The sequence below is a fragment of the Clostridium merdae genome (genome assembly GCF_900176635.1).
Classification (GTDB): domain Bacteria; phylum Bacillota; class Clostridia; order Oscillospirales; family Acutalibacteraceae; genus Faecalispora; species Faecalispora merdae.
In genome coordinates, this window is record NZ_FXLN01000003.1 from 70,881 (window position 1) to 96,573 (window position 25,693).

21 protein-coding genes and 2 tRNA genes are annotated in these 25,693 nt (G+C 47.3%); 18 read left to right on the forward strand and 5 right to left on the reverse strand.

Annotated features, from left to right (window positions below; genetic code table 11):
• Positions 1–82: 82 nt before the first annotated feature.
• The 4 genes from CAN90_RS02235 to CAN90_RS02250 are packed head-to-tail and all read left to right on the forward strand — an operon-like array spanning position 83 to position 4,707.
• Positions 83–481 (forward strand): hypothetical protein, encoded by a 399-nt coding sequence (locus CAN90_RS02235; protein WP_085832211.1) that lies wholly within the window; start codon positions 83–85, stop codon positions 479–481.
• Entirely contained in the window at positions 478–3,375 is a 2,898-nt protein-coding gene (locus CAN90_RS02240) for a cation-translocating P-type ATPase (protein ID WP_085832212.1), read from the forward strand. The genes CAN90_RS02235 and CAN90_RS02240 overlap by 4 nt, the downstream gene beginning before the upstream one ends.
• A complete protein-coding gene (locus CAN90_RS02245) occupies positions 3,372–4,025 on the forward strand; it encodes a potassium channel family protein (RefSeq protein WP_085832213.1) in 654 nt (217 codons plus the stop codon). Before CAN90_RS02240 ends, CAN90_RS02245 begins: the two co-directional genes overlap by 4 nt.
• Positions 4,026–4,038: 13 nt before the next feature.
• Entirely contained in the window at positions 4,039–4,707 is a 669-nt protein-coding gene (locus CAN90_RS02250) for a potassium channel family protein (protein ID WP_085832214.1), read from the forward strand.
• 165 nt (positions 4,708–4,872) lie between these two features.
• Here the strand turns inward: CAN90_RS02250 and CAN90_RS02255 are convergent, their stop codons facing one another.
• A complete protein-coding gene (locus CAN90_RS02255) occupies positions 4,873–6,033 on the reverse strand; it encodes an MGDG synthase family glycosyltransferase (protein WP_085832215.1) in 1,161 nt (386 codons plus the stop codon).
• Between the two features lie 409 nt (positions 6,034–6,442).
• On the opposite strand from CAN90_RS02255, the gene CAN90_RS02260 reads away from it, so the two are divergent.
• The 9 genes from CAN90_RS02260 to CAN90_RS02300 all read left to right on the forward strand — a co-directional run bounded on the left by CAN90_RS02260 (position 6,443) and on the right by CAN90_RS02300 (position 17,417).
• The gene (locus CAN90_RS02260) at positions 6,443–8,113 is read left to right on the forward strand and encodes a VanW family protein (RefSeq protein WP_085832216.1); all 1,671 of its coding nucleotides are present in this window, start codon (positions 6,443–6,445) and stop codon (positions 8,111–8,113) included.
• Positions 8,114–8,212: 99 nt separating this feature from the next.
• Positions 8,213–9,205: a glycosyltransferase gene (locus CAN90_RS02265; protein ID WP_085832217.1), complete on the forward strand. Its 993-nt coding sequence runs from the start codon at positions 8,213–8,215 to the stop codon at positions 9,203–9,205.
• Between the two features lie 118 nt (positions 9,206–9,323).
• The gene (locus tag CAN90_RS02270) at positions 9,324–11,222 is read left to right on the forward strand and encodes an NAD(+) synthase (RefSeq protein ID WP_085832218.1); all 1,899 of its coding nucleotides are present in this window, start codon (positions 9,324–9,326) and stop codon (positions 11,220–11,222) included.
• Positions 11,223–11,306: 84 nt separating this feature from the next.
• Positions 11,307–12,734 carry an alanine/glycine:cation symporter family protein gene (locus tag CAN90_RS02275; RefSeq protein WP_085832219.1) on the forward strand — a complete coding sequence of 476 codons (1,428 nt, stop codon included), beginning with the start codon at positions 11,307–11,309 and terminating at the stop codon, positions 12,732–12,734.
• A gap of 357 nt (positions 12,735–13,091) precedes the next feature.
• On the forward strand, positions 13,092–14,120 hold the full coding sequence (locus tag CAN90_RS02280; protein WP_085832220.1) for a methionine ABC transporter ATP-binding protein: 1,029 nt from the start codon (positions 13,092–13,094) through the stop codon (positions 14,118–14,120).
• Positions 14,110–14,772 carry a methionine ABC transporter permease gene (locus CAN90_RS02285; RefSeq protein WP_085832221.1) on the forward strand — a complete coding sequence of 221 codons (663 nt, stop codon included), beginning with the start codon at positions 14,110–14,112 and terminating at the stop codon, positions 14,770–14,772. The genes CAN90_RS02280 and CAN90_RS02285 overlap by 11 nt, the downstream gene beginning before the upstream one ends.
• A gap of 32 nt (positions 14,773–14,804) precedes the next feature.
• Positions 14,805–15,656, forward strand: a complete 852-nt coding sequence (locus CAN90_RS02290; RefSeq protein WP_085832222.1) for a MetQ/NlpA family ABC transporter substrate-binding protein — start codon at positions 14,805–14,807, stop codon at positions 15,654–15,656.
• 160 nt (positions 15,657–15,816) lie between these two features.
• Positions 15,817–16,509 (forward strand): hypothetical protein, encoded by a 693-nt coding sequence (locus CAN90_RS02295; RefSeq protein ID WP_085832223.1) that lies wholly within the window; start codon positions 15,817–15,819, stop codon positions 16,507–16,509.
• A gap of 155 nt (positions 16,510–16,664) precedes the next feature.
• Entirely contained in the window at positions 16,665–17,417 is a 753-nt protein-coding gene (locus CAN90_RS02300; RefSeq protein WP_085832224.1) for a MerR family transcriptional regulator, read from the forward strand.
• A gap of 80 nt (positions 17,418–17,497) precedes the next feature.
• Here the strand turns inward: CAN90_RS02300 and CAN90_RS02305 are convergent, their stop codons facing one another.
• The 3 genes from CAN90_RS02305 to CAN90_RS02320 form a co-directional block, all read right to left on the reverse strand.
• Entirely contained in the window at positions 17,498–18,334 is an 837-nt protein-coding gene (locus tag CAN90_RS02305) for a pirin family protein (protein ID WP_085832225.1), read from the reverse strand.
• A 351-nt stretch (positions 18,335–18,685) separates the two neighbouring features.
• The gene (locus tag CAN90_RS02315) at positions 18,686–19,045 is read right to left on the reverse strand and encodes an arsenate reductase family protein (RefSeq protein WP_085832227.1); all 360 of its coding nucleotides are present in this window, start codon (positions 19,043–19,045) and stop codon (positions 18,686–18,688) included.
• Complete coding sequence (locus CAN90_RS02320; protein ID WP_085832228.1) at positions 19,045–19,254, reverse strand: YwbE family protein; 210 nt, start codon at positions 19,252–19,254, stop codon at positions 19,045–19,047. The genes CAN90_RS02315 and CAN90_RS02320 overlap by 1 nt, the downstream gene beginning before the upstream one ends.
• A gap of 521 nt (positions 19,255–19,775) precedes the next feature.
• Between CAN90_RS02320 and CAN90_RS02325 the strand changes: the two genes are divergently transcribed.
• The 5 genes from CAN90_RS02325 (at position 19,776) to CAN90_RS13655 (ending at position 24,405) form a co-directional block, all read left to right on the forward strand.
• Positions 19,776–21,185 (forward strand): MATE family efflux transporter, encoded by a 1,410-nt coding sequence (locus CAN90_RS02325; RefSeq protein WP_278335032.1) that lies wholly within the window; start codon positions 19,776–19,778, stop codon positions 21,183–21,185.
• Between the two features lie 23 nt (positions 21,186–21,208).
• Positions 21,209–21,727, forward strand: a complete 519-nt coding sequence (locus CAN90_RS02330) for a M48 family metallopeptidase (protein WP_085832230.1) — start codon at positions 21,209–21,211, stop codon at positions 21,725–21,727.
• 110 nt (positions 21,728–21,837) lie between these two features.
• Positions 21,838–21,926 (forward strand) — tRNA-Ser (locus CAN90_RS02335).
• 36 nt (positions 21,927–21,962) lie between these two features.
• Positions 21,963–22,052: transfer RNA gene (locus tag CAN90_RS02340), tRNA-Ser, on the forward strand.
• 325 nt (positions 22,053–22,377) lie between these two features.
• On the forward strand, positions 22,378–24,405 hold the full coding sequence (locus CAN90_RS13655) for a collagen-like domain-containing protein (protein ID WP_187138283.1): 2,028 nt from the start codon (positions 22,378–22,380) through the stop codon (positions 24,403–24,405).
• A gap of 90 nt (positions 24,406–24,495) precedes the next feature.
• On the opposite strand, the gene corA is transcribed toward CAN90_RS13655, so the two are convergent.
• Positions 24,496–25,515 (reverse strand): magnesium/cobalt transporter CorA, encoded by a 1,020-nt coding sequence (corA, locus tag CAN90_RS02350; RefSeq protein ID WP_242953554.1) that lies wholly within the window; start codon positions 25,513–25,515, stop codon positions 24,496–24,498.
• Positions 25,516–25,693: the final 178 nt, after the last annotated feature.

Here is a 25,693-nt window from a genome sequence, read left to right on the forward strand (position 1 = left end):
TGCCTTTTCACACGCAACTCACACACTCTCCGCTACAATAAGAACGGAAATTGAGAAAGGCAGACAAACGAGGTGATACAGAATGAAATCCGCAACAACCATTCAACAAAAAGAACTGAGCCTGCTTTGCCAAAAAGCCCGGCTGCTGTTGGAAGAACAAAATTACACGGAATGCGAACAGCTGATTTCGAACGCCATGGGAACCTACCCCCATGCACCGCACCCCCATAATTTAATGGGGATACTTTTGGAGCAGGAAAACGACGTCCTCGGAGCGATGCGGCATTATCGGTCCGCTTGGGCACTGGATCCATCGTATTTGCCAGCCAGATACAATTTGAACCGGTTAGGCAGTCTCACTCCAGACGGCAACTGCGCGTTTGATGAATCAGACTGTAATGAACCGCTTCATCTCGCATTTACTACCCGGCGGGATCCCAACGGAATTATACATGTTATGGAACGGAGAGCAGAACGATGACGAAACAAAAAGAACAAAACACAACTCAACCGGCTGCACCCCCGGTAAATGATCTCCCTCGTAAAATACGGCAGCTACCCGTAGCAGAGGTCTTTGGTGCTTTGGAGACCACCCAACAGGGTATTTCCTCCGAGCAGGCGCAGGAACGCCTGAAAAAATACGGAAAAAACACCCTGCAAGAAAAGAAAGGACAGCCGCTCATTTTTAAGTTCCTTTCGAACTTTACACACCTTATGGCAGTTCTGCTATGGTTTGCCGGTATTGTGGCATTCATAGCCGGTATGCCTGAGCTTGCAATTGCCGTGTGGATGGTTAACGTCATCAACGGTTTATTCAGCTTTTGGCAGGAGTTTCGAGCTGGAAAAGCAACCGAGGCACTTAAAAAGCTTTTGCCAGATTACGTTCGTGTTCTGCGTGGCGGTGAAGAGGTTCGCCTGCTCGCAGAGGACCTTGTTCCCGGCGACATTATGCTGCTTTCCGAAGGCGATATGATTTCAGCCGATGCGCGCCTTGTGGAAGACAACGACCTGCGTGTGAATCAATCTACGTTAACTGGTGAGTCAAACCCCGTGCATAAGGGGCGCGACCAAGTGCTTCGCACCGACATTTCCACCGCAGAATCCCCGAACCTGGTTTTTGCAGGCACTACCGTTTCTTCCGGTACCGGAAAAGCCATTGTTTGCACCACCGGAATGGACACAGAATTTGGCCGTATTGCTGGTTTAACGCAAAGCCTAAAGGATGAATCGAGTCCTCTGCAAAAAGAAATGGGTAACCTCACAAAAAAGGTTTCTGCTATTGCGGTCTCCATTGGTATTTTATTCTTCCTTTTAGCAATCTTCCTTGCAAAATCTCAGGTAGTGGCCGCATTTATTTTTGCACTGGGTATGATGGTTGCATTTATCCCAGAAGGCTTACTCCCCACCGTTACTCTATCGCTCGCTATGGGCGTACAGCGCATGGCAAAACGCAACGCACTCATCAAACGCCTTTCTGCCGTAGAAACGCTGGGCTGTACCACCGTTATTTGCACCGACAAAACTGGTACGTTAACGCAGAATGAAATGACGGTTAGCAACATTTGGCTGGACGGCCGCAATCTGGAAGTAACCGGAGTAGGCTATAACGCTGAGGGCGGCCAAATTTTAGAAGAAAATGGTAGCCCTGCCGACAAGGACAACAGCCACTTAAGCCAGCTGTTAACTGGAGCCGGTTTGTGCTGCGACGCAAGGCTTCTCCCTCCCAATGAAGAAAACAACCATTACACCGTTCTTGGTGACCCCACCGAAGCCGCACTACTGGTCGTTGCAAAGAAAAACGGCCTTAACTTAGATGAGCTTGCAACTTCGATTCCCCGCCTGCGTGAGCTGCCTTTCGATTCAAGCCGCAAGCGCATGAGCACGATTCACCAGCCCATGAGCGGTAGTCGCATCGCCTTTGTAAAAGGCGCGCCGAAAGAAGTGCTCGACCTGTGCACTCGTCAGCGTAAAAATGGCACCGTCGCCGCTATGAGCGAAGACGAGCGCAGCCAAATCATGACCATTAACGATGAATACGCCAAAAAGGGATTGCGTGTACTTGCAGTGGCAATTCGCGAATTGACTGGTGACATTGCTCTGCCAACCAGCCTGAGCGAATACACCCCCGAAATGATTGAGCAGGATTTAACCTTCCTTGGCCTAATTGCCATGGTAGACCCGCCTCGTCCCGAGGTTGCCGCCGCCGTAAAAAAATGTCATAAAGCTGGCATTCGAATCATTATGATTACCGGAGACTATGGCCTCACCGCGGAGAGCATCGCACGTCGTATCGGCATTGTTTCTGGCAGCCATCCCCGTATTATTACCGGGCTGGAGCTAGAGACAATGAGCCAGCCTCAGCTGGAAGATGCTCTCAAGGATGAAGTGATATTCGCCCGCGTTGCACCGGAGCAAAAGCTACAGGTAGTAAGCGCCTTGCAGGACATGAAGCAGATTGTTGCCGTAACCGGTGATGGCGTGAACGACTCTCCTGCCCTGAAAAAGGCAGACATTGGCGTGGCGATGGGTCGCTCCGGAACAGACGTAGCCAAAGAAGCCGCCGATATGATTTTAACGGACGACAACTTTGCTTCCATTGTTAACGCGATTGAAGAAGGCCGTGCCGTATACAGCAACATCCGCCGGTTTGTGCTGTATATCTTCACCAGTAATATGTCCTGTGCCGTGCCCATGGTATTGTACTTGTTCTCTGGCGGGTTGATTCCTCTGCCGTTAACCATTATGCAGGTGCTTGCGATTGACCTTGGAACCGACATGGTTCCCGCAATGGGTCTTGGCTCTGAAGCACCGGAGGAAGGCGTCATGGACGCACCCCCGCGCTCTAGCAAGGACGCACTGCTCAACCGCCCCTTAATTATTCGGGCATTTCTCTGGTACGGTATGCTGGAAGCAATTTTCGGTATTGCAGCCTACTTCTTCCTCAATTACCTGATGGGCTGGCCCGCTGTACCGCTCGCTGCGGATGGACTTGCGTATCGGATGACCACCTCCATTACCTTTGCAGCCATTGTTCTGTCACAGGTTGGCGCTGTATTTGCCTGCCGTACTGACCGTACGTCCGTTTTTAAAATTGGTGTATTTACCAATCGCTTAATTTTAATCGGCATAGCGGTAGAGTTTACACTCCTTGCATGCCTTGTCGTGCTGCCGCTGCCCTTCCTGCAGAATCTGTTCAATACAGCGCCCTTGCCGCTAAGCCACCTAGGTATGCTTCTGTTTATTCCTTTTGCCATGCTTCTCTTAGACGAAGCCCGCAAAGCGTACCTCCGCTGGTCTGACCGCAAAAAGGCAAACCACCATAATAAACCCAATCACACAATGCCGAAAGACGCAAAAAGGGAGGCTATTCGATGAAAGTTATTATTGTAGGGTGCGGGCGCAACGGCTCCGGCCTTGCGCAGGCCATGAGTAAAGCCGGTCACTCTGTTACGGTTATCGACTCTGACCCAGCAGCGTTTGAAAAACTAGGGAAACAATTTCAAGGAAAAACCGTAGAAGGCATCGGCTTTGACAAAGACGTACTGCAAAAGGCGCAAATTGAGCGTACCGATGCGCTGGCGGCTTTTACCTCCAGCGACGAATCAAACGCCGTAATTGCTCGTATTGCAAAAGAAATTTACCACGTTCCCAAGGTGGTTGCACGGTTGTATGACCGTGAAAAGGCTGAAATTTATAAGAGGCTCGGCGTGCAAACTCTTTCCTCTACCACATGGGGAATTAAGCGTGCGTCAGACCTCCTCTCTTACTCCACCCTCAACCAGGTTTACAGCTTCGGCAGTGGCGAGGCAGAGCTGTTACGTGTTGAGCTTCCCTCCCTGCTGGTTGGTCACCGGGTAACGGAACTAACCGTGGTAGGCGACATCCATGTAGTTGCGATTGAACGCCAGAACAAAACGCTGCTGCCCACTACTGGCACGGTTTTTCAAAAGGGAGACGTAGTGTATATTGCAGAAACGTCTGCTTCTGGTGCCCAGCTCCGTAAGCTGCTTGGCAAAACGATGTGAGGGGGATATAAACATGAAGGTTATAATTGTTGGCGGCGGGCAGGTAGGCTGCTACCTTGCAACGCTGTTAATTGAACGAGGCCATTCCATTAAAATTATTGAGGCAAAGGACAGCCGTATTGAGGTACTAAAAAAGGTTTTGCCGCACGATACGATTCTGCAAGGCAATGGTGCAGAACCCCTGCTTTTAGAAACTGCTGGTATTCGTGAGGCGGACGTTGTGGCCGCCGTCACCGGTTCCGATGAAAACAACCTCGTAATTGGCACACTCGCTCGTTTGGAATATGGCGTTCGCCGTGTGATTGGTCGCGTAAACAACCCCAAAAACGCATGGCTGTTCACCCCGATTATGGGTGTGGATGCGGCTGTAAATCAGGCAGACTTGATGGCACGCCTGGTGGCAGAAGAAATGTCGATGGGCGACATGATGACCCTCTTAAAGCTGCACGGCGGTAAATACTCACTGATTGAGCGCATGGTAAGCCCCGGTTCCCCGGTACAGGGCAAGCTGTTAAGAGACATTCAGCTCCCCACGGAATGCGTTCTCGTTGCCATCATCCGCAATTCCGATTTGCTGATTCCCCGTGGTGAAACCATGCTGCAGGGCGGTGATAAGGTCGTAACCATCGTTCATATTGACCAACTGGAAAATATGGAAAAAATTTTGGGCCCGGCTCAATAAATCAGCTATAAAAGAGTGATTTTGCCAGCTATTTTCTTTCGTTTTACTCGTGCAAATTCCTCTTTTATGCAATAAGAAGCCCCAACCGTCGTAAAACTACGGTTGGGGCTTCCCTTTTGTGAATATTCCGGGTTCCTTTGCAACAGCGAAAGAAACTCTCTCTCTTTATTTCATTTCCTCAATTGCTTCTTCCCTGCCCACCAATTCATAAATGAGTGAGAGGATGTTTTTGGAAGACTGCGATTTATCAAAGCTTTGGCAGGACTGCCGCATTTTCTCAAGCTTTTCACGGTTTTGCAGCAATTCAGAAATAGTACCAGCACAATCGTCACCCTTACGGATACGAACCGCCATATCGTGGCTCATGAGGAAGTTTGCGTTATCCTCCTCCTGCCCGGGAATTGCATCAAACACCGCCAGCGGAACATTACAAGCCAACGCTTCTGAAACCGTAAGGCCACCGGGCTTTGTAATGATTAAATCGGACGCGTGCATATACTTTTCTACTTCATTGGTAAAGAAAACAAGGCGTGTGTGCTTGCAGCCTTTTTTTGGGCTTATGCGGCACTCTTCAATTTTGTCTTCAAATGCCTGGAACAATTTTTCGTTGCGCCCGGTAATTACAATAATCTGGAACGGGAAGTCGAGACAGACAATATCTTCATAAATTTGCAGGATGTTTGAAACACCAAAGCTGCCCGCCATAATTAAAATGGTCAGAACATCGCGCTGCATTCCCAGCTCTTCCAGTAGAGCAGCCTTATCTGCCTTATCAAAAAACACATCGTAAACTGGAATGCCAAACGGGAACACAATCTCGCGGCGAACTCCCATTGCTTCCATATCGGGAATCATGTCCTCATTTGAGACAATGTAAGCATCTACTTTGTCTGAAATCCATGCCTTGTGCGGGCCGTAGTCTGTCATTACACAAATAAGCGGTGCCTTTACATGCCCTTTTTCCTTTAAATGGGAAACCATTTCGGTAACAAAGGGGTGTGTGGCAATAATAACATCCGGCTGGTATTCCTCCAACAGCGGCATTAAACGCACGCCAAACAAACTGTTAAATTTTGGCACCATTTGTGCCAGTGGACTTTCTTCATTCGATTTTTGGTACAGCAAACCAAACATTTTCGGCGTTTTGGTAGCTAAAAAATGGTATCCCTCGCATACTGTTTTATCTAATATTGGGTGAATGGTTTTTAGTGCATCCACCACTTTCACTTCAACATCTGTGGTGTTTTCCAAAAGGTACGACTCAATTGCGTGGGATGCTCGTAAATGGCCGCCTCCGGTCGCCGCAGATAAAATGAGTATTTTCACCTGAAGGTTCCTCCTGTCAGAGCGGAACAATTCCGTTCTGCGTATTTTAAAATACAATTCCGGCCGTGCAGAAAAAGAAAAGGCCTACTTTCCGCAAAACAGCACAGTCAAAGCAAATTTGCTTTTATGCCTGTACTATTTCGCTAGTCTGCCGCATTTCTTGCCGCAGAGCCGCGTATTTATACAATATAGTATTTCCCACTAAGTTTCAAGCCTCCATTTGTAAATATTTTACGGAAAAAAGGGAGTTTTGAAACTTATGTAAAAGCTGTAACTTTACATTCTCTTTAAAAGGCGATAAAATAGAGTCGCGAAAAGCCTTATTGTTATTATTTTTTTCAGCTATTTTCTGGCTTTCTATTTATCTAACATTACGATTATTGGTTTCAAGGAAGGAAGGATTTAACGCATGAACCAAACGGCTCGAACACAACAAGAGGATTCTTTTAATGACTTATATTCTTCTTCCCCGAAACACAGCAAAAATGCCTCTGGCGGTTGGAAAAAACTACTGGCTGCAGCAGCGGGCATTCTTATTTTAGGAGGCGCTGTATTTGCCGGTTATTCCTATTACCAACAGCAAGAACAACAGCGCAACGAAAACAATCTTTTGCAAACGGATCATTATTACACCGGTACGGTTGTAGCCGGTATTGAATTAGGCGGAAAAAGCAAAGAAGAGGCTTTGAAAGCCGTAACGGATGCTGAGCCACAATTTTTGCCTAAAATTAATATAGAGCTTTCTTATGAAGATAAGAACTGGACTCTCACCGCGCAGGATTTAGGGTACCGCTTTAATACACAAGAAGTGTTAGACGAAGCGTATGCCTATGCCAGAACTGGTAGCGATGAAGAGCGTTTAAAGCGAATTAAAGAACTAAAAGCATCACATAAAGAATATAACCTTACTCCCACACACGACGAAGCGGTTTTAAAGCAAAAGCTGGCAGAAATTGAGAAAGCCGTGAACGTTGCACCTGTTAACGCTACCGTTGCATCGTTTGACACCACGACCGCTACCTTCCGTTATGCAGACGGGAAAGATGGCCTTGCGGTAGAAAGCGATTCTCTTTTTTCACAAGTGAACGCACTGGTGAAAAATAATGAATCAGGCAGCATTGCCGTTCCGGTAAAAGCAGTTGCCTTCGACGTAACGCAGGCACACCTACAAGGCCACATGCAAAAGCTGGGTACTTACACCACTACATCTACCAACTCGGCGGATGGCAACCATAATATGAAGCTGGCGGCTTCCGCCATCAATGGCGAAGTCATTAAGCCTGGTGCTGTATTTTCATTTAATACCGCTACGGGAGACACTAACCTGCCGCAAAACGGCTATCGCAAGGCTGTGGCGATTTCCGGTGGAAAAAAAGTAATGGAGTACGGCGGCGGTGTTTGCCAGGTTTCTTCCACTTTATATGGCGCCGCGATTCGCTCGAACATGGCCATTACAAACCGTTCCAACCACATGTGGCAGTCGTCGTATGTGCCAGTGGGTCTTGATGCAACCGTAAGCTACCCTTATTTGGATTTTCAATTTAAAAATCCTACCGAATTCCCGGTGTACATTGTGGCAGGCATGACCGGCACTAAGGTAACGGTTACGTTATATGGCTACCAATCGCCGGACTACGACTCCATTGAGGTGGTTTCGAACAATACTGGTACCGTTGCACAGCCAGCAGACCAATTTGTGGTAGACCAAAGCCTGAAAAAAGGCCAAAAGGTACTTGACCGCAAGGGAAACGCCGGCATTCGGGCCTCTGCAAAACGCATTTTCTACCGTGATGGTAAGGTTGTAAAAACAGAAGCTCTTCCAAACAGCTATTACCGAGCCATTGCGAATATTTATAAAGTGGGTCCCGGAACGGAAGGTACGGCATCTTCCGCTACTGCTTCCTCTGCGCCGCCAGCCTCTTCAGCGGCGGCAGGCAAACCAGCTTCCTCTGCACCGGCATCCCATGCACCATCCTCACAGGCTCCGGCATCTTCCCACACGTCATCCTCTCAGCCAGTTTCCTCGCAAAACGATCCTGAGGTTCCAGATGCTTCCGAACAAGTGGAGGCAGGCCAATAACTGCCTTTGAGTGGGCCAATTGCCTGTTCCCGCAGCCGTCATGTATCAATTTACATGAAAAGCGGGATACTAAGACTTGAATGAAAGGAGAAATGAGCTTTGCCGAATCATAACAATCAGAAAGACCCCAAAATCAGCGTGGTAATTCCCGTCTACAATGTGGAGCCTTTTATCGGCAAGTGTCTTTCCACTCTGGTTCACCAAACATTTCAAGATTTTGAAATTATAGCCGTTAATGACGGTTCTAAGGATGGCTCCCTTGCCATTCTTCGCGAATTTGAGAGGAACTATGCGAACATTGTTGTAATCGACCAGGCGAACGCCGGAATGTCGATGGCCCGCAACCGCGGGATGGAACAGGCCAGAGGAGAATACCTCTGTTTTGTAGACAGCGACGACTATGTCTCCCCTTACTTTTTGGAGGAACTATACCACGCCGCTACTGACAACGATGCGGACATTGCCTGTTGCTATTATTATTACCATTTTGTCCGTTCCGATGTATTGTACAAGTACCCCTTCCGCTGCCACGGTGTTTTCAGCCGTGATGTAGCTATGAACAAGCTTTTGCATGACACCCAGATTCAAAGTCTGGTTTGGAATAAAATTTATAAGAGAACTTTGTTTACCGATTACGATATTACCTTTCCTACCATGGCATTTGAAGATTTGGCGACTGCGAATAAATTATTTTCTCATGCAAACAAGGTTGCCGTTATAGACAAAGCGCTGTATTATTATAGCCAGCAGAGCACAAGTACACTGGCTACCATTAACGCGGACAAGATTAACGATTTTATTCGCGCTACTGCCATGGTTCGAACCACACTCGAGAGCGTGGGGGTTTACTCCGACTACGAAAAAGCCTACCGTGCTCTTTGCCGTAAAACCGGATTTTGCTGTGTGTATTATGTTTTGAAAATGCACCTGAGAGAGCGAAAGGGCGCGAACTGTTTAAGTAACTTGAACCGTGTGCGCCGCGGTATTTTTTATTGCAGCAGCAAGCAGTTTACACTGCAAGGTATGCGCCGCTATATGCCGGATGTTGCAGTGTGTCCCCCAGCACTAAAAGAGAATTATTCCACCCGTTAATGAGGGCGCGCCGAATGCGCGCCCTTTTCTCCGTTGTACTCACTCTACTTATTTTAGATTACGGAAAAGGCTTGCTATTTTTGAGCAATGAGCCATTCCAATTGGAGGAATATTTGAAATGAAAGACGGTTTTTTCAGAATAGCCGCTGCTACTCCGGTGATACGCATTGCGGACTGCCAGCACAACAGCACAGCCATCATTGAACTGATGCGTCAGGCGGAACAGCAAAAGGTAGGCGTTGTTGTTTTCCCCGAGCTGTGCATCACTGGCTACACCTGCGGCGACTTGTTTCGCGACAGCACCTTAATTGAGGGCGCACAGGAGGCACTCACTCGTATTCTGAAAGAAACACGAGATATGCAAACCATTGCGGTAATTGGGGTTCCCGTTGCACTCAACGCAGAGCTGTATAATACCGCCGCAGTAATCCATCAGGGTAAAATTTTGGGGCTGGCCACCAAGCGCAGCATTCCAAACTATTCCGAGTTCTACGAAGCACGCCATTTTTCGCCTTCGCCCGCCACCTGTGAAATCTCGTTTTGTGGGCAAAACACCCTGCTTGGCGGTGATTTACTGTTTTGCTGCCGCTCGATTCCAGAACTGGTTCTAGGAGTAGAAATTTGTGAGGATTTGTGGATGCCTGAACCACCCTCCGCAAAGTTGACCTCCTGCGGCGCTACCATTATTGTAAATCCCTCCGCGAGCGATGAAGTCATCGGCAAAGCCTCTTACCGCCGCTCCCTCGTTGCGGGTCAATCTGCGCGGCTGGTAGCTGCCTATGCGTATGCAGACGCGGGCGAGGGAGAATCCTCAACAGACATGGTATTCTCTGGGCATAACCTGATTGCAGAAAATGGCAATCTGTTGGCGGAGGCACCTTTATTTACCACCGGATTGCTGTGTGCCGATATTGATTTGCAGCGCTTGGTGCAGGAACGCCGCCGCATGACCACTTGGCAGAGCGGCAGCGGCTGTACAACCATTCCGTTCAATCTAAGTCCCGCTCCTCTTGAGCTACACCGCACCTTCCCCTGCCTGCCGTTTGTTCCTTCCGACTCTGCGGATTTATACGAGCGTTGCGAGCTGATTTTAAATATGCAGGCAGAGGGGCTGAAAACCCGTCTTCGCCATACCGGTGGCAAATCTGCCGTAATTGGCCTTTCTGGCGGGCTGGATTCCACACTAGCTTTGCTGGTTGTGGTACGAGCATTCGATTCACTTCACATTCCCCGTGAGGGAATTACCGCTGTTTCTATGCCAGGCTTTGGTACCACCAGCCGTACCAAAAACAACGCTTCTGGGCTTGCGGAAAGCCTTGGCGTTACTTTCCGCGAAATCTCGATTGCTGCCGCGGTAGAACAGCACTTTAAAGACATTGGCCACGACCCCAAGGTTCACGATGTGACCTATGAAAACTCGCAGGCAAGAGAACGCACGCAAGTTTTAATGGATATTGCAAACCAAACGGGTGGTATCGTTATTGGTACCGGCGACCTTTCAGAGCTTGCACTTGGCTGGGCAACCTATAATGGCGACCATATGTCTATGTACGGTGTCAATGCCTCTATTCCCAAAACCTTAGTGCGCCACTTGGTACGCCATGCCGCCGAATATAGCGAACCCACGGTACGGGAGCTGCTGCTTGATATTTTGGATACCCCGGTAAGTCCCGAGCTTCTTCCTCCGGTAAACGGAGAAATCTCTCAAAAGACCGAGGATTTGGTTGGCCCATATGAGCTGCACGATTTCTTCCTGTTCTATATGCTGCGTTTCGGCTTCCACCCAAAAAAGATTTACCGTATGGCATGCATGGCGTTTGCAGGAAGCTACGATGACCAGACCATCAAAAAATGGATGCTGATTTTTTACCGCCGCTTCTTCGCCCAGCAATTTAAACGCTCGTGCTTGCCGGATGGCCCCAAGGTGGGAACGGTCACCCTTTCTCCACGCGGAGACTTCCGCATGCCGAGTGATGCAAGCTCCCGTTTGTGGCTAGATGAAATTGAAGCACTATAATTGGATTCTTCCCCTTTTCAACGAATGAAAAAATGCGTCTTTGAATACACCTGTTAGTACAGGTTGTAGGAGGAGGCGCTTTTTTTGAACATTTCTGCGACAATTGAAAAACTAAACGATATTCTCCATCCCCTGCTTTGGGGGTGGCCAGTTCTCGCTGCCATTTTGCTTGCGGGAGCCAATTTCACCTTTCGCTCTGGCTTCTTTCAATTTACTCATTGTAGTTTGTGGGTTAAAAATACATTTGGTAAACTTTTAAGCCGAGAGTCACGTAGTAAGGAGGGCATTTCACCCTTTCAGGCGGTCTCTACCGCACTGGCAGGCTCCATTGGAACTGGCAACATTGTAGGGGTCGCCACAGCCATAACAATTGGCGGAGCCGGTGCTATATTCTGGATGTGGATTTCTGCACTGCTTGGAATGATGACCATTTTCTCTGAAAACGTTCTAGGCATGAAATACCGAATTAAAAATTCAGACGGCACCTGGATGGGCGGCGCAATGTATTATTTGGAGCGCGGCATCCACAGCCGGGGGCTTGCTATTATGTTCTCCATTGGCTGTGTGCTGGCATCATTTGGGATGGGTAACATGGCGCAGTCAAACTCCATTGCCGGTGCTCTGCAAGACAGCTTTGGCATTGCTCTGCCCGTTACCGGCGTGGTGCTTGCTGTTTTATTAATTATTATGACCTTTGGGGGCATTCGCCGCATTGCCCGCGTATCAGAATTCCTAGTACCTTTTATGGCAATCGGTTACCTCGTTGCGGCTGGCATTGTTCTATTTTGCCACCGTCAGGTACTGCCAGCGGTTTTTCAACAAATTATAGAAGAAGCGTTTGGCCTGCGTCAAGCCGCGGGTGGAATTGGCGGCGCCGCCATGGCAAACGCATTAAAAACCGGCGTTTCCCGTGGAGTATTTACCAACGAAGCCGGGCTTGGCAGCTCCGTAATGGCGCACTCCGGCAGTACGCTGAAAGAACCGGTGGAACAAGCCATGTGGGGCATTTTCCAAGTGTTTCTCGATACGATTATTATGTGCACGATAACAGCACTCGTTATTTTATGCAGCGGTAGTCTGGAGAGCGGTAAAGACGGAGTCGCGCTCTCTGCGGCGGCTTTTTCGTCTGTATTCGGCAACTATGGTGGGGTACTCATTTCTATTTGTATCACTCTGTTTGCATTTGCAACCCTGTTGGGATGGTCTTATTACGGCGAATGTGGGGTACGCTACCTAGTTGGTAACCGGGCTGTACCTGCGTTTCGCATTTTATTTGCCCTTTCCGCCATTGCTGGCTGTACGCTGGATTTACACCTTGTGTGGAATATCAGCGATATTTTCAATAGCCTGATGGCATTCCCCAACCTAATTGCACTGTTCCTACTGAGTGGCGAAGTCATAGACGAAACCTCAAATTATCTCGCAAAGTGCCGCCAGCGTAAAAAAGCAGAGGGAAAACAGCGCAAAACTGCCAAAAAGCAACCGAATTATAGGCTGCGCATTGAAAAATAGCGGAGTCATACATTAAAGCTATACCACTAAATAGATAAACCCTATATGTCTTATATGACTTTTTCGTTGACAAATACGGAAACGGTTCCTATAATAAATGTATCCCCATTAAACAAGAGCGAAACAAATAAACAATACCCGCAAGGCTTGTAAAATGCTTGGCGGCCACACAGCAAAACGCGCGCACTTTTGCTGTGATGATGAGCATTTTAGAACACTTGCAACCGCACAAATTCCATTTGAGCTGGCAAGAGAATTCTTTTTACAAAACCCTGTTTGAACCGCGATGCTCCCCATTTACTAACTGCGCATTTTGGTATATACTATTAGGGTTATTGTAGAAAAGGAGGGAATCTTGTGGCATCTCAAAACTTGATTGAGATTCAAGATTTGGAAAAGACATTCCAAACAAAAAACGGCACTGTTCACGCCTTAAAAGATATTAATCTGCAAATTCAGCAAGGGGATATTTTCGGTATTATCGGTATGAGCGGCGCCGGTAAAAGTACTTTGGTACGGTGCATTAACCTACTCGAGCGCCCCACGGCTGGCCGTGTATTGTTTGAAGGCAACAACATTGCCATGTTAAACGACGTTCAGCTTCGTACAGTACGCCGTTCAATGGGGATGATTTTTCAGCAATTCAACCTGCTGATGCAGCGTAACGCAGAAGATAACATCTGTTTTCCGCTTGAAATTTCAGGCGTAGACAAAGCAACGGCTAAAAAACGTGCAACAGAGCTTCTGGAGCTGGTTGGGCTTTCTGACCGTGCAAAATCATACCCCTCTCAGCTTTCTGGCGGCCAAAAGCAAAGAGTAGCCATCGCCCGGGCTTTGGCATCAAACCCGAAGGTTCTGCTTTGCGACGAAGCCACCAGTGCACTTGACCCCACCACAACCGCATCTATTTTGGCTTTGCTGAAAGACATTAACCAGCGGCTGGGCATAACTATTATCATTATTACGCATGAAATGAGTGTCATCGAGCAAATATGCAACCGCGTTGCGATTATTGACAAGAGCCATATTGCCGAGGTTGGCAGTGTGGAAGAAATCTTCTTTCACCCCAAAACAGCGGCGGCACAAAAACTGGTTTACCCGGATGGCCGCAAGAGCGAACCCTTCTCAGCTCAAGACGCCTCTTCCACCAGCTACCGCATTGTATTTGACGGTAACTCCTCTTTTGAGCCCGTTATTGCAGATATGGTGCTGGAGTTTAAAATTCCCGTAAATATTATCTATGCGGACACGAAAAATATAGACGGGAAGGCATTTGGCCAAATCGTAATTCAGGTGCCCCAGCAAGAATCCCTACGGGAGAATATGCTGCGCTACCTGCAAAGACGTGGGCTAACTGTTGAGGAGGTGACCGGCCATGTTGGATAATGCAACGATTCAAATGCTGCTGGTTGGCATAGGCGAATCGCTTTATATGACGCTCTTTTCCGCTATATTCAGTTACATTATTGGTTTGCCGCTTGGCATACTGCTTGTAATCAGCGCAAAAGATGGTATACGCCCCAATGCACCGGTTTATAAGACCTTAGACATTATTGTAAACATTACACGTTCCATTCCGTTCCTAATTTTAATGGTTATGATTATTCCGGTAACACGTGCTATTGTGGGCACCTCGCTTGGTTCCACAGCAGCTATTGTTCCATTAACCTTCTCGGCGGCTCCCTTTATCGCCCGAATGGTGGAATCCTCCTTAATGGAGGTTGATAAAGGTGTGATTGAGGCGGCTCACTCTATGGGTGCCTCAAACTGGCAAATTATTAAGAAGGTGCTTATACCAGAGGCTTTCCCCTCTTTAATTAACGGTGCAACCATTGCATTCGCTACCATTTTGGGGTATTCGGCAATTGCGGGATTTGTAGGCGGCGGCGGTCTTGGAGCCATTGCGGTGAATTACGGCTACTACCGCTATCAAACAGACATTATGCTTATTACCGTTGCTCTGCTGGTGGTACTTGTACAAATTTTTCAAGAAATCGGCATGCGCTTCGCCAGTAGAAGTGACAAGCGCAAATTCTAAAACAGATACGAAACGTATGGAGGTATATTATTATGAAAAAAATTCTTTCTCTACTATTAGTGGCAGCTCTTTCTGTTTCAGCTCTGGCTGGCTGCTCCAATGGTTCTTCCAACAGCAGTGCAGCTGCAGCACCCGGCTCTAGTTCAGCAGCAGAGCTGAAAACCATTAAAATTGGTGCTTCCCCCACACCTCATGCAGATATTTTGAAGAAAGCAAACGAGCTTCTCAAAGCAAAGGGCTACCAACTGAACATTCAGGAATTCAACGATTATGTACAGCCCAACCTTGCACTTGAAAACAAGGAGCTGGATGCAAACTACTTCCAGCACATTACCTACCTCAATGATTTTAACAAGGAAAAGGGCACACACCTTGTTTCTGCCGGAGATATTCACTACGAGCCATTCGGCATTTATGCAGGCAAAACCAAAGCCTTGGCCGATTTGAAAGACGGCGCAACCATCGCTGTTCCCAACGATACTACAAACGAAGCTCGTGCACTTCTTCTGCTGCAAGACCAGGGTCTGATTAAGCTGAAGAAAGATGCCGGAATCACCGCTACCAAGAATGATATTACTGAGAACAAAAAGAACCTGAAGATTCAGGAAATTGAAGCGGCACAAACCGCCCGTTCTCTGCCTGATGTTGACCTTGCCGTTATTAATGGTAACTATGCCATTGCAGGCGGCCTAAAAGTTGCTGACGCGCTTGCGGCTGAATCCGATGCTTCTCTGGCTGCTACTGCTTATGTAAATGTAATTGCAGTGCGTGAAGGCGACCAAAGCAAGCCCGAAATTAAGGCTCTTATCGAAGTGCTTAAAAGCGATGACATTAAAAAGTATATTGAAGACACCTACGCAGGTGCCGTTGTTCCTTCCAAATAATCATCGAATTATTATGATAAGAAAAAGGATGCTGTTTTACGCAGCATCCTTTTTCTTTTAGAGTATTTTTGAGAGAAACCGCAATTGTGTATTAAGTATTCTAAAACACAGTCGATATAAAAAGGGAGTAAGTAAGAATCAAACAAGCTGGAGGTTACGAATGTATACGTTAGGAGTGAGTGAATCCCCTCAAATACAAAAGGGGAAATCCAATACCGGATCCAAATTAGATGTTCCCAATTGGAATACTACCCCGCATAAAGGAATGGAACGGCCATCCGATACTGAGTTTGATTCTATTATTGATAATCTGGCAAAATTACTGGCGGAAGCACATTACCAGCAGGATGACAGTAAATATAACCGGCTATGGTCTGTTGCTGAAAATGCAAGGGCTCAGTATATTTCTGCCGTATCGCCCGATCGAGCTGCTTTAGCAAACGAAGCGCAGCAATATTTTAACAAATCGAGCAATGAACCCAATAAAAACGTTAATGGACCAAAAAATATTATTGATTATCTAAATCAAAAAGACCGTATGGAAAAGCCAACCAAGGACGGCCGTTACAACATTTCTCTAAACTCTGGCACAATGGTGGTAACCGGCTCAGATTTAGAGCCAAACACCTTTGATTTAAAGTGCAGTCCACTTGGTCAAACAGTGATGAGCCATAACCCATATGGATGGACTTGGACAGCAACACCGCAGGAACAAATGATGAGCAGCAGCTTTCTAAATCGACTGAACTCTGCGGAGGACAAATATTACCGTGAGATTTCAGGCATTCGGTTTTCGCCCTCTTTACCAACGGGCATAGAAAGCACTGGCAGCCGGTTGGATACCAGAGCGTAATAATCTCATCTACTTTCAATTGATCACAAAACGGGGTACTCTATTGTTAAGAGTTACTCCGTTTTCTTTTTATAACATTTAAATTATTTTAATTTAGGTATTGACTCTGACGCGGCGTCATAGCTTATGATTCTTTTTGAGAGGAGGAATTTCAAATGAATATCAACGAGGTTGCAAGTCTAACTGGCCTAAGCGTGCGCACGCTCCACCACTATGATAGAATCGGCCTCTTAATCCCGAAAAGAAACCGTGAAAACGGGTACCGGGAGTATTCCGACGAAGATTTGAACCGGCTGCAGCAGATACTATTCTTTAAGGAATGCGGATTCCCCCTCTCTGTCATCCGAGAAATGCTCGAAAACCCCGGGTATAACCAAGAACAAGCGTTTGAGATTCAAAAACAGTATTTAATGCACGAGCGTAAACGGATTGACACCATGCTCAATACCCTACTCAAAACTCACCAAACATGGAAGGGAGAAATCACCATGACACCAAAAGAAAAGTTTGAGGGCTTTGACCTTTCAAAAAATCCTTATAAAGAGGAAGCCAAACACCGTTGGGGCGAAGAGGCCGTTGAAAAAAGCAGCCAAACAATTGCCGTATTAGGGAAAGAGGGGCAAGAAGCTCTTTCAGAGCAAATGAACGAACTATTCCGTACACTTGCCGAGGTTCGCCATTTGCCGCCAGACTCACCCGAGGTAATGGAACAGATGGATGTGTATTATCATTTTCTGAACGACAACTTTGGCTACCACTACTCACCAGAAGCCTTTGCAGGGCTAGGCCAGCTTTATGTAAATGACACTCGATTTACAGATAACATTGACCGCTTTGGCGAAGGGCTGTCTTTATTCTTGTCGCAGGCGATGGAGCATTATTTCGCCAAGCAAAAGAAAACGAATTAAGCGATTGTTCCCTCGAAAACTAATCTCTCTAAAAAGGAAAGGCGAGCCTGCTTTGGCTCGCCTTTCCTCTTCTTCACTTCTCAATCTTTTACAAACGTGCCTTGCTCCAGCTCCAAAAAGGCTTGCTGTAATTCTTGGCGCGTATTCATTACAATGGGGCCTCCCCACGCAATGGGTTCGTTTAGTTCAGGGCCACTGAATACTAGAAAACGCACACCTAGTTCACTCGCGGTTACAGAAAACTCATCGCCCTTGCCATAAAGCACCGCATGCTTTTCGGGAACTTCACCATTCTGCTCGGCAAAGCTGCCCGCCCCACGCACCACATATAAAAAGACGGTATGATTGGTAGGCGTCGTGCACGTCCACTCACTGCCGGGCTTTAGCTCTACATCGAGCATCGTCATCGGAACATATTCCCCTTGCCCAGGGCCATTGGTTCCCTTGTAGCTACCGGCAATTACCCGCGTTATACCTGCATCATTTTCTACTGCGGGTACCTGCTCTGCCCGAATGTCGTGGTATTTCGGTACTGTCATCTTATCCTTTGCCGGTAGGTTCAGCCAAAGCTGAACGCCTAGCATACGGGGGCTTTCCTTCGGCATCTCTTGGTGCAAAATTCCCCTGCCTGCCGTCATCCATTGGCAACAGCCGTTATCAATACTGCCGCGGTTTCCGAGGCTGTCTTGGTGCTCTATGGTACCCTCTATGAGGTAAGTGACCGTTTCAATTCCACGATGGGGATGCCACGGAAAACCCTTCACATAATCTGCCGGGTCTGTTGAATCAAAGGCGTCTAACATTAAAAAAGGGTCAAATTCTTCTACGTCCGGTCGGCTAATCACACGCACCAAGCGCACCCCCGCACCATCGTACTGTGTGCTGCCGGTTACTGTTTTACGAATTGCTCTTCTCATGCTTTGTTCCCCTTTCAGTGCTCATAAAATGATAACCATTCTTACATTTGAAGTATAGCACAGTTTCGCACATTTTACCATACCCTAAAAGCAGCCATTTGAATGTGACTTTTCTCTATTTTTGTGCTATACTAACATACAGAAAGGATGTGTTATCAGTGGATAAAATGATACCACGGGATAAAATGAGTAAATCGCAGCGAAGAAAGCTAGACCTGCAAAAGCGTGCCAATTGGGGCGGCCTAAACCCCGTAACCCGAAAAACACAAAATGCAAAAGCATATAACCGTAAAAAGACTCAAAAAGGAGTGGAGGATGATATCCGCTGTTTTGGGTCTTTTTCTTTACCCATTATTTCAGTAGTGCTTCTTCCCATTCTTTCTCTCGGAAACCAACCAAAACAATTTTGCCATCAGTTACAATTGGTCGCTTAACGAGCATTCCATCCGTTGAAAGCAGCTCGAGCTGCTCTTCTTCACTCATTCCCGGCAGTTTTTTCGAAAGCTGCTGCTCGCGGTAAAGCAAGCCGCTGGTATTAAAAAACTTACGCATAGGCAAGCCGGATGCAAGCTGCCACTGGGCAAGCTCCTCTTTCGAGGGATTTTGCTCTTTGATGTTGCGCTCCTGTATTGCAATGCCATTCTCCAAAAGCCAACGCTTTGCTTTTTGGCAGGTAGTACATTTGGGGTAGCACACAAACAATAACTCCATTATGCTTCCTCCTGTTGCTCTAATACACGCTGTACTCGGCCTACAATGCCAGAATCCAGCATTACTTTTATTCCGTGAGGGTGGCTTGGGCTTTTGGTGAGTAAGCGAGAAACACGCCCTCGGGTTAATTTGCCCGTTCGCTGGTCTTGCTTTTGAACCACATCCACACATGCGCCAACCGTTATATTTTTTCTTTGGGTTCCATCCATTAGTACTGTACACCCTTTCTATCAGACAACAAATTAGCATAGAGAAAAATTACGATTTCACTCTTTTATTTATAAAGACAGCAACACTTTGCGCATAATTATACGATATAATAAATAAGAAGATTTCAATTTTTAGCTTTACTTTTGCTTACGCTGTGATGGTTATGAAAGCAGCTGCTTTCATAACCTCTATACATTCAAAGCTTTGCTTTATTATAACATAAAACCAAGAAAGCGAATACTTCCATATCATAACTACCAACATAAGGCTTGTAACAATTTCACTTTATTTGGCAACTCTTTATATGTGAAAGCAAAAGTGCCTGAAATTAGAATGAATTTTTTACTTCTTTTGGGTTCGTTATCCCGTGACAAACCTTACGTTTCGTTGTATAGTATAACACATTACTACGTTTATTTTTAATTTCTTGCGCTTTGCGTCCCAGTCCGATGGTGGACAGCCCCTGTTTCGCCGGTACTTGTATCGTACCCTAGACCATTATAGCTATAAAGGAATTGGTGTGATTTTATTGCACAGCAAAACGCTTCATATTATAAAACAAAAATCAATTTATTTATTAGAAAAATACCTATCTGGTAAGAGTATTCACTACCAGCAGATTCTCGCCCTGGCTCTCCCTGTATTTTTAGAGCAGGCATTTATTTTGGGTATCAACTTTTTTAACACCGCACTTATCAGCACCGCAGGTGTGAATGCGATCAGTGCCGTTAACATGGTGGATTCCCTCAACCTGCTCATGACTACTGTTCTAGTTGCGGTGGCAACCGGCGGAACCGTTGTTGTGGCGCAGTACCAAGGAAGCCATAACAACGAGATGGTGTCACGCTCTACGGAACAAACGGTATCTGCAGTGCCCCTTTTGGCGCTTGCCATGGCTCTTATATTGATTGTATTTCGAGACCCTGTTTTGTGGCTGTTGTTCGGCAGTGCCGATGCAGAGGTTTTTTCAAATGCCCGGCTTTACCTGCTCGGCAGTGTTCTTTCTTACCCTGCATTTGGAATTTACCAAGGCAGTGTATGCTGCCTGCGTGGTGTAGGTCGTACCCGCCCCGCCTTGGCGCTCACACTCATTACAAACGTATCTTACGTGCTGCTCAACCTACTATTTATTTCCGTCTTCCATTGGGGGGTTATCGGAATGGCAGTTGCCATCAACATTGCACGTTGGCTAGGTGCGCTCTGTTCCCTAATCTTTCTAATCCGCTTAGACGATACGCTTCACTTTAATTACAAAGGCGCTTTGCGCCCAGACCGCGATATACTTCGTAAAATCATGTTTATCGGCCTCCCCTTTGCCGCAGAGCAGGTATTCTTTAACGGTGGCAAGCTGCTCACGCAAACCTTTATTGTTGCGCTTGGAACCTTGGCGATTACTTCTAACGCAATTTGCTGGTCGATTATTATGATTCTGCAAATTCCGAGCAATACCATTAGTCAGGTAGCTGTAACCATCATCGGTCAGTGTATGGGTCGGCGGCAAGTTGACGATTCCCGAAAATTCATTCGTTCCTTTTTAATACTCTCCAGTCTTTGCTATGTATTTATGCTGGTGCTTGTACAGCCACTGTTACCAGGTCTTATCGGAGTTTTCAACCCGCCGGAGCAGATTATACCCGAGATACGCCGTATTGTAATTGTAACGGCACTCGCCATGCCCTTTGTATGGTCCCCTAGCTTTATTATACCAGCATCAATTCGAGCGGCAGGAGACGCCAAGTTCAGCTCCATTGTTGCACTTATCTGTATGTGGTCTTTGCGCGTAGCAAGCGGTTGGCTGCTGGCAATCCCGCTTGGCTTTGGTCTTATTGGCATTTACCTTGCTATGATCATTGAGTGGGGTGTTCGCGCAATCATCTTCTATCACCGTGTAAAGGGTAACAAATGGTATGCGCACCACCTAATCGACTAACCTACACGGAGAAAGGATGGCATATGCTACCGGAATATACCTTCATTCGCTCCAAACGCAAGACCCTTTCACTAGAGGTCACCCGAGATACACAGGTGATTGTAAGAGCTCCTATGCGCTGTTCGAAAGCGGTAATTGAAGAATTTGTGGCCCAGCGTGAAAGCTGGATAACAGACGCCATGGAGCGCCAGCGCGAACGGGCGCTCCAACACCCTGAACCAACTATGGAGGAGCAAAAGCAGCTTTTGTTGCGTGCAAAAGAAATTTTACCGGAGAGAGTCGCCTATTACTCCAAACAAATGGGTCTTGCCCCTACCGGTATCCAAATTACAGGCGCCGCAACTCGCTTTGGCAGTTGCAGCCCCAAAAACAAGCTATGCTTTTCTTGGCGGTTGATGCGCTATCCCACGCCAGCGATAGAGTATGTCGTGGTTCACGAGCTAGCACACATTCTCCATAAAAACCATGGGAAAGAATTTTACGCACTGATAGCGTCTGTTTTGCCAGATTATAAGGAACGCTGGCAATTACTAAAAGAATAAGGATAAAATCGAAAAAAACAGAACAAACCAGCACTTTTTGCATAGAAATTGCGCAAAATCCATTGACATAGCATACAAGTTATGGTATCATAACTCTCGCACCTTGTGTTGGAGGGGTGTCCGAGTGGTTTAAGGAGCTAGTCTTGAAAACTAGTGATCCCGCAAGGGACCAAGAGTTCGAATCTCTTCCCCTCCGCCATTCATTTTTATGGACAAACCTAAAATAAAATAATTTGGAGAAATACCCAAGTGGTGAAGGGGCTCCCCTGCTAAGGGAGTAGGTCGGGTAACTGGCGCGAGGGTTCAAATCCCTCTTTCTCCGCCAAAACCGCAATAACGTTATGTTATTGCGGTTTCTTTGTTATAGTTAAATTAATTTGTTTCAATAAAGAATTATTTATTTCTATTTTTTAATATTATCAATCAAATCCTCTCTACTGTAACTATCAGTAAGGGGATTTCTTTGCTATATGGCATTTTATGAAGCTTGCCTTATGCGAACCTCGATTCAGCAACTCTCACAATTATTAACAAAACAAATTTACTCACACGCATGGGACATGTCAAAAAAACTTAACATATTATGAAAAGCGCTGTTTTATTAAGCCAAATAGTTAATTTAATGAAAAATATAATACGGGAGAATGTTTATGAGTAATATTGCACTACAAATAGAACGTAGCAGTGCTGGTTCCGTTGCAGTTGAGGAAAACGTTTTCTTTGAATCTATCGTCTATTCTGCCGGAAATATCAACTACAACGCTCTCACCGGAATAATTACCTTCAATGAAACCGGAAGATATATGATTGAATGGTGGGTAGCAACGCAATCCTCAAGATCTACAAACGGGATAGTGTTCGCACTTTCTTCTTCTCAGGGAGATTTTCTGGAAGGAAACTCTCCTGCTAAAACAAGTGAAGTAGTCGGAATGGGAATTATAGATGTTACTGTTGCACCAGTTACAGTATCATTAGTAAATGCAAGTGATGCAATCGTATATTATTCAACTTTCATTCCTTTGTCGGCTACTCTTGTGGTAATAAAGGAGGATGACTCTACAACAGGTCCCACCGGTCCTACTGGACCTACCGGACCAACAGGCTTACCCGGCGAGACCGGTCCAACCGGGCCCACTGGTCCCACTGGTGTTGGCGAAACTGGTGCTACCGGGCCAACGGGACCGACTGGTCCCACAGGTCTAGGCGAGACTGGCGCGACCGGGCCTACTGGGTCCACTGGCCCCACAGGTATTGGCGAGACTGGTGCAACCGGGCCGACTGGGCCCACTGGTCCCACGGGTGTTGGCGAGACTGGTGCAACCGGGCCGACTGGCCCCACAGGTGTTGGCGAGACTGGTCCAACCGGGCCGACTGGACCCACTGGTCCCACGGGTGTTGGCGAGACTGGTGCAACCGGGCCGACTGGCCCCACGGGTGTTGGCGAGACTGGCGCAACCGGGCCAACAGGGCCGACTGGGCCCACTGGTTCCACGGGTGTTGGCGAGACCGGCGCAACCGGTCCTACTGGCCCTACCGGACCAACAGGCTTACCCGGCGAGACCGGTCCAACCGGGCCCACTGGTGTAGGCGATACAGGCGCTACCGGGCCAACGGGACCGACTGGTCCCACTGGTGTTGGCGAGACTGGTGCTACCGGGCCGACTGGGCCGACTGGGCCGACTGGTCCCACTGGTGTTGGCGAGACCGGCGCAACCGGGCCTACCGGGCCTACTGGGCCCACTGGCCCCACGGGTGTTGGCGAGACTGGCGCGACCGGGCCTACTGGGTCCACTGGCCCCACGGGTGTTGGCGAGACTGGCGCGACCGGGCCTACGGGTTCTACTGGCCCCACAGGTCTAGGCGAGACTGGCGCGACCGGGCCGACTGGGCCTACGGGTCCCACGGGTGTAGGCGAGACTGGCGCAACCGGGCCAACAGGGCCGACTGGCTCCACTGGGCCCACGGGTGTTGGCGAGACCGGCGCAACCGGGCCTACCGGACCTACTGGACCCACGGGTGTTGGCGAGACTGGTCCAACCGGGCCTACGGGTCCTACTGGCCCCACGGGTGTAGGCGAGACCGGCGCTACCGGGCCGACTGGGCCGACTGGCCCTACGGGTGTTGGCGAGACTGGTCCAACCGGGCCGACTGGACCTACGGGTCCCACAGGTGTTGGCGAGACTGGCGCGACCGGGCCTACGGGTCCTACTGGGCCGACTGGACCAACTGGCTTAACAGGAGATACGGGTCCAACCGGAGTGAGTGGGGTTCGATTGGCCAGCTACGTCAGCTCTAGCAATGTGACTATGTATCCTCCTATAAGCACAAGGGTACCTATATTGTCTGTTTCTGCAGCGGTGTCTGCAGGCAATCAAGTGAAAGTAAATTACTCATTCACCGTGTATATTGCTGCCACAGAGTTCTATCAATTTTACTCGGTCTATGAGTTATATCGTGACGGGGTCATGCTTTATCAAAATCCTATAAATCAAGCAGGAACTGTTACTAATAGTCCCGGTGGAAATCCTATAACCTATAATATATCAGACACTTATATAGACGTAGCTCCAACCACTACAACCTCCACTTATGAAGTGCAGACCTATGTTTACAACGTATCTAACGTCACAATAATGACCTCAAGCTATAACAGTTCTATTAACTTGCTTATCATCTAGCTTCAAAAGCAGGTAGCCTTGAAATTTCAAAGCTACCTGCTTAACATATGAAAAATTATTATCAAGAACAAATTGGTAACGTTCCAGCAGTTAAAGCCACTTCTTCTTTTTAAAAAAGATAAGCATGCCAATCACAATGCCCACCATCAATGCCCATACCATGGGGTACCCCCACGGCTGGCTTAGCTCCGGCATATATTTAAAATTCATGCCATACACACCCACAATAAAGGTAAGGGGAATAAAAATGGTAGAGATAATGGTAAGCACCTTCATGATTTCATTCATGCGAAAGCTAATGTTGGAGTAATGCAGGTCAGCTAGGCCAGAAAGCAAATCGCGGTAGGTTTCAGTGGAATCGATGGCCTGTATAATATGATTATAAACATCGCGCAGGTACGGCTCAGACTCCGGCGCAATCAGCTCACTGGATTCTTTATCCATGAGTGAGGCAACGTTGCGAAGAGGCCAGATATGCCGATTAACCAGCAGAAGATGTTTTTTAATGGAGCGGATTTGCAGCAAGTGCTGCTTACTTGTCCGCTCCATAATGCTGTCTTCCAAATCATCAATTTGGTTGCCAATGGTTTCAAGAACATCAAAGTAGCCATCCACAATGGCATCCAACAGCAAATAGGCCAAATGATCCGCTCCCATGGAGCGCACACGACCATCCACCTGAATGCGCCTGCGGATGCTCTCGAAAACATCTCCCTTGGTATCTCCAAAGGTAAGCACATAATTGTGCCCGAGCAAAATATTGGTGTGCTCTATGATTAACGTTTCACCCGAAAAATAAATCATCTTTGTTACAATGGAGAGAAAACCATCGTATTCTTCTACTTTGGCGCGCTGAAATTGATTGCGAAGATTATGAATCACCAAAGGGTGAATGTGAAATACTCTTCCCAGCTCTTTTAAGAGTTCTTCACCGCATGGGCCATCTACATTGACCCAGCGCACATGGTTCGTTTCAATATTCGCTAATGGGTCGAGGCATGGCGCGGAACGAACATCCCAAAATTTTATGTTGCAGGCCTCTGCGTTATAATCAAAGATTTCAACTGAAGGAGTCTCTTTTTCTGGAACAGAACTGTATCTTTCTTCCACCGGCAATACCTCCCACCAATCCATGTTTGCAAAGTCTCGCTATTCCATATGCTTATTATATCACTGTTGAGCCCAGCTTTTCTTTGTAATCTTTATAAGTTCTTTCAAATTTTAAGAAATATTTTGGTTGCATCTGGTAAATTCTATTACTAAGCTGTAAAATGAAGGCAGTTGGTAT

What these genes read in the sequence shown, in the direction of transcription:
- CAN90_RS02330 (WP_085832230.1), top strand. Translation starts at nt 21,209, where the DNA reads ATGCTACCGGAATATACCTTCATTCGCTCCAAACGCAAGACCCTTTCA.
- CAN90_RS02320 (WP_085832228.1), bottom strand. Translation starts at nt 19,254, where the DNA reads ATGGATGGAACCCAAAGAAAAAATATAACGGTTGGCGCATGTGTGGAT.
- CAN90_RS02315 (WP_085832227.1), bottom strand. Translation starts at nt 19,045, where the DNA reads ATGGAGTTATTGTTTGTGTGCTACCCCAAATGTACTACCTGCCAAAAA.
- CAN90_RS02300 (WP_085832224.1), top strand. Translation starts at nt 16,665, where the DNA reads ATGAATATCAACGAGGTTGCAAGTCTAACTGGCCTAAGCGTGCGCACG.
- CAN90_RS02290 (WP_085832222.1), top strand. Translation starts at nt 14,805, where the DNA reads ATGAAAAAAATTCTTTCTCTACTATTAGTGGCAGCTCTTTCTGTTTCA.
- CAN90_RS02245 (WP_085832213.1), top strand. Translation starts at nt 3,372, where the DNA reads ATGAAAGTTATTATTGTAGGGTGCGGGCGCAACGGCTCCGGCCTTGCG.
- CAN90_RS13655 (WP_187138283.1), top strand. Translation starts at nt 22,378, where the DNA reads ATGAGTAATATTGCACTACAAATAGAACGTAGCAGTGCTGGTTCCGTT.
- CAN90_RS02270 (WP_085832218.1), top strand. Translation starts at nt 9,324, where the DNA reads ATGAAAGACGGTTTTTTCAGAATAGCCGCTGCTACTCCGGTGATACGC.
- CAN90_RS02260 (WP_085832216.1), top strand. Translation starts at nt 6,443, where the DNA reads ATGAACCAAACGGCTCGAACACAACAAGAGGATTCTTTTAATGACTTA.
- CAN90_RS02295 (WP_085832223.1), top strand. Translation starts at nt 15,817, where the DNA reads ATGTATACGTTAGGAGTGAGTGAATCCCCTCAAATACAAAAGGGGAAA.
- CAN90_RS02235 (WP_085832211.1), top strand. Translation starts at nt 83, where the DNA reads ATGAAATCCGCAACAACCATTCAACAAAAAGAACTGAGCCTGCTTTGC.
- CAN90_RS02285 (WP_085832221.1), top strand. Translation starts at nt 14,110, where the DNA reads ATGTTGGATAATGCAACGATTCAAATGCTGCTGGTTGGCATAGGCGAA.
- CAN90_RS02250 (WP_085832214.1), top strand. Translation starts at nt 4,039, where the DNA reads ATGAAGGTTATAATTGTTGGCGGCGGGCAGGTAGGCTGCTACCTTGCA.
- CAN90_RS02240 (WP_085832212.1), top strand. Translation starts at nt 478, where the DNA reads ATGACGAAACAAAAAGAACAAAACACAACTCAACCGGCTGCACCCCCG.
- CAN90_RS02305 (WP_085832225.1), bottom strand. Translation starts at nt 18,334, where the DNA reads ATGAGAAGAGCAATTCGTAAAACAGTAACCGGCAGCACACAGTACGAT.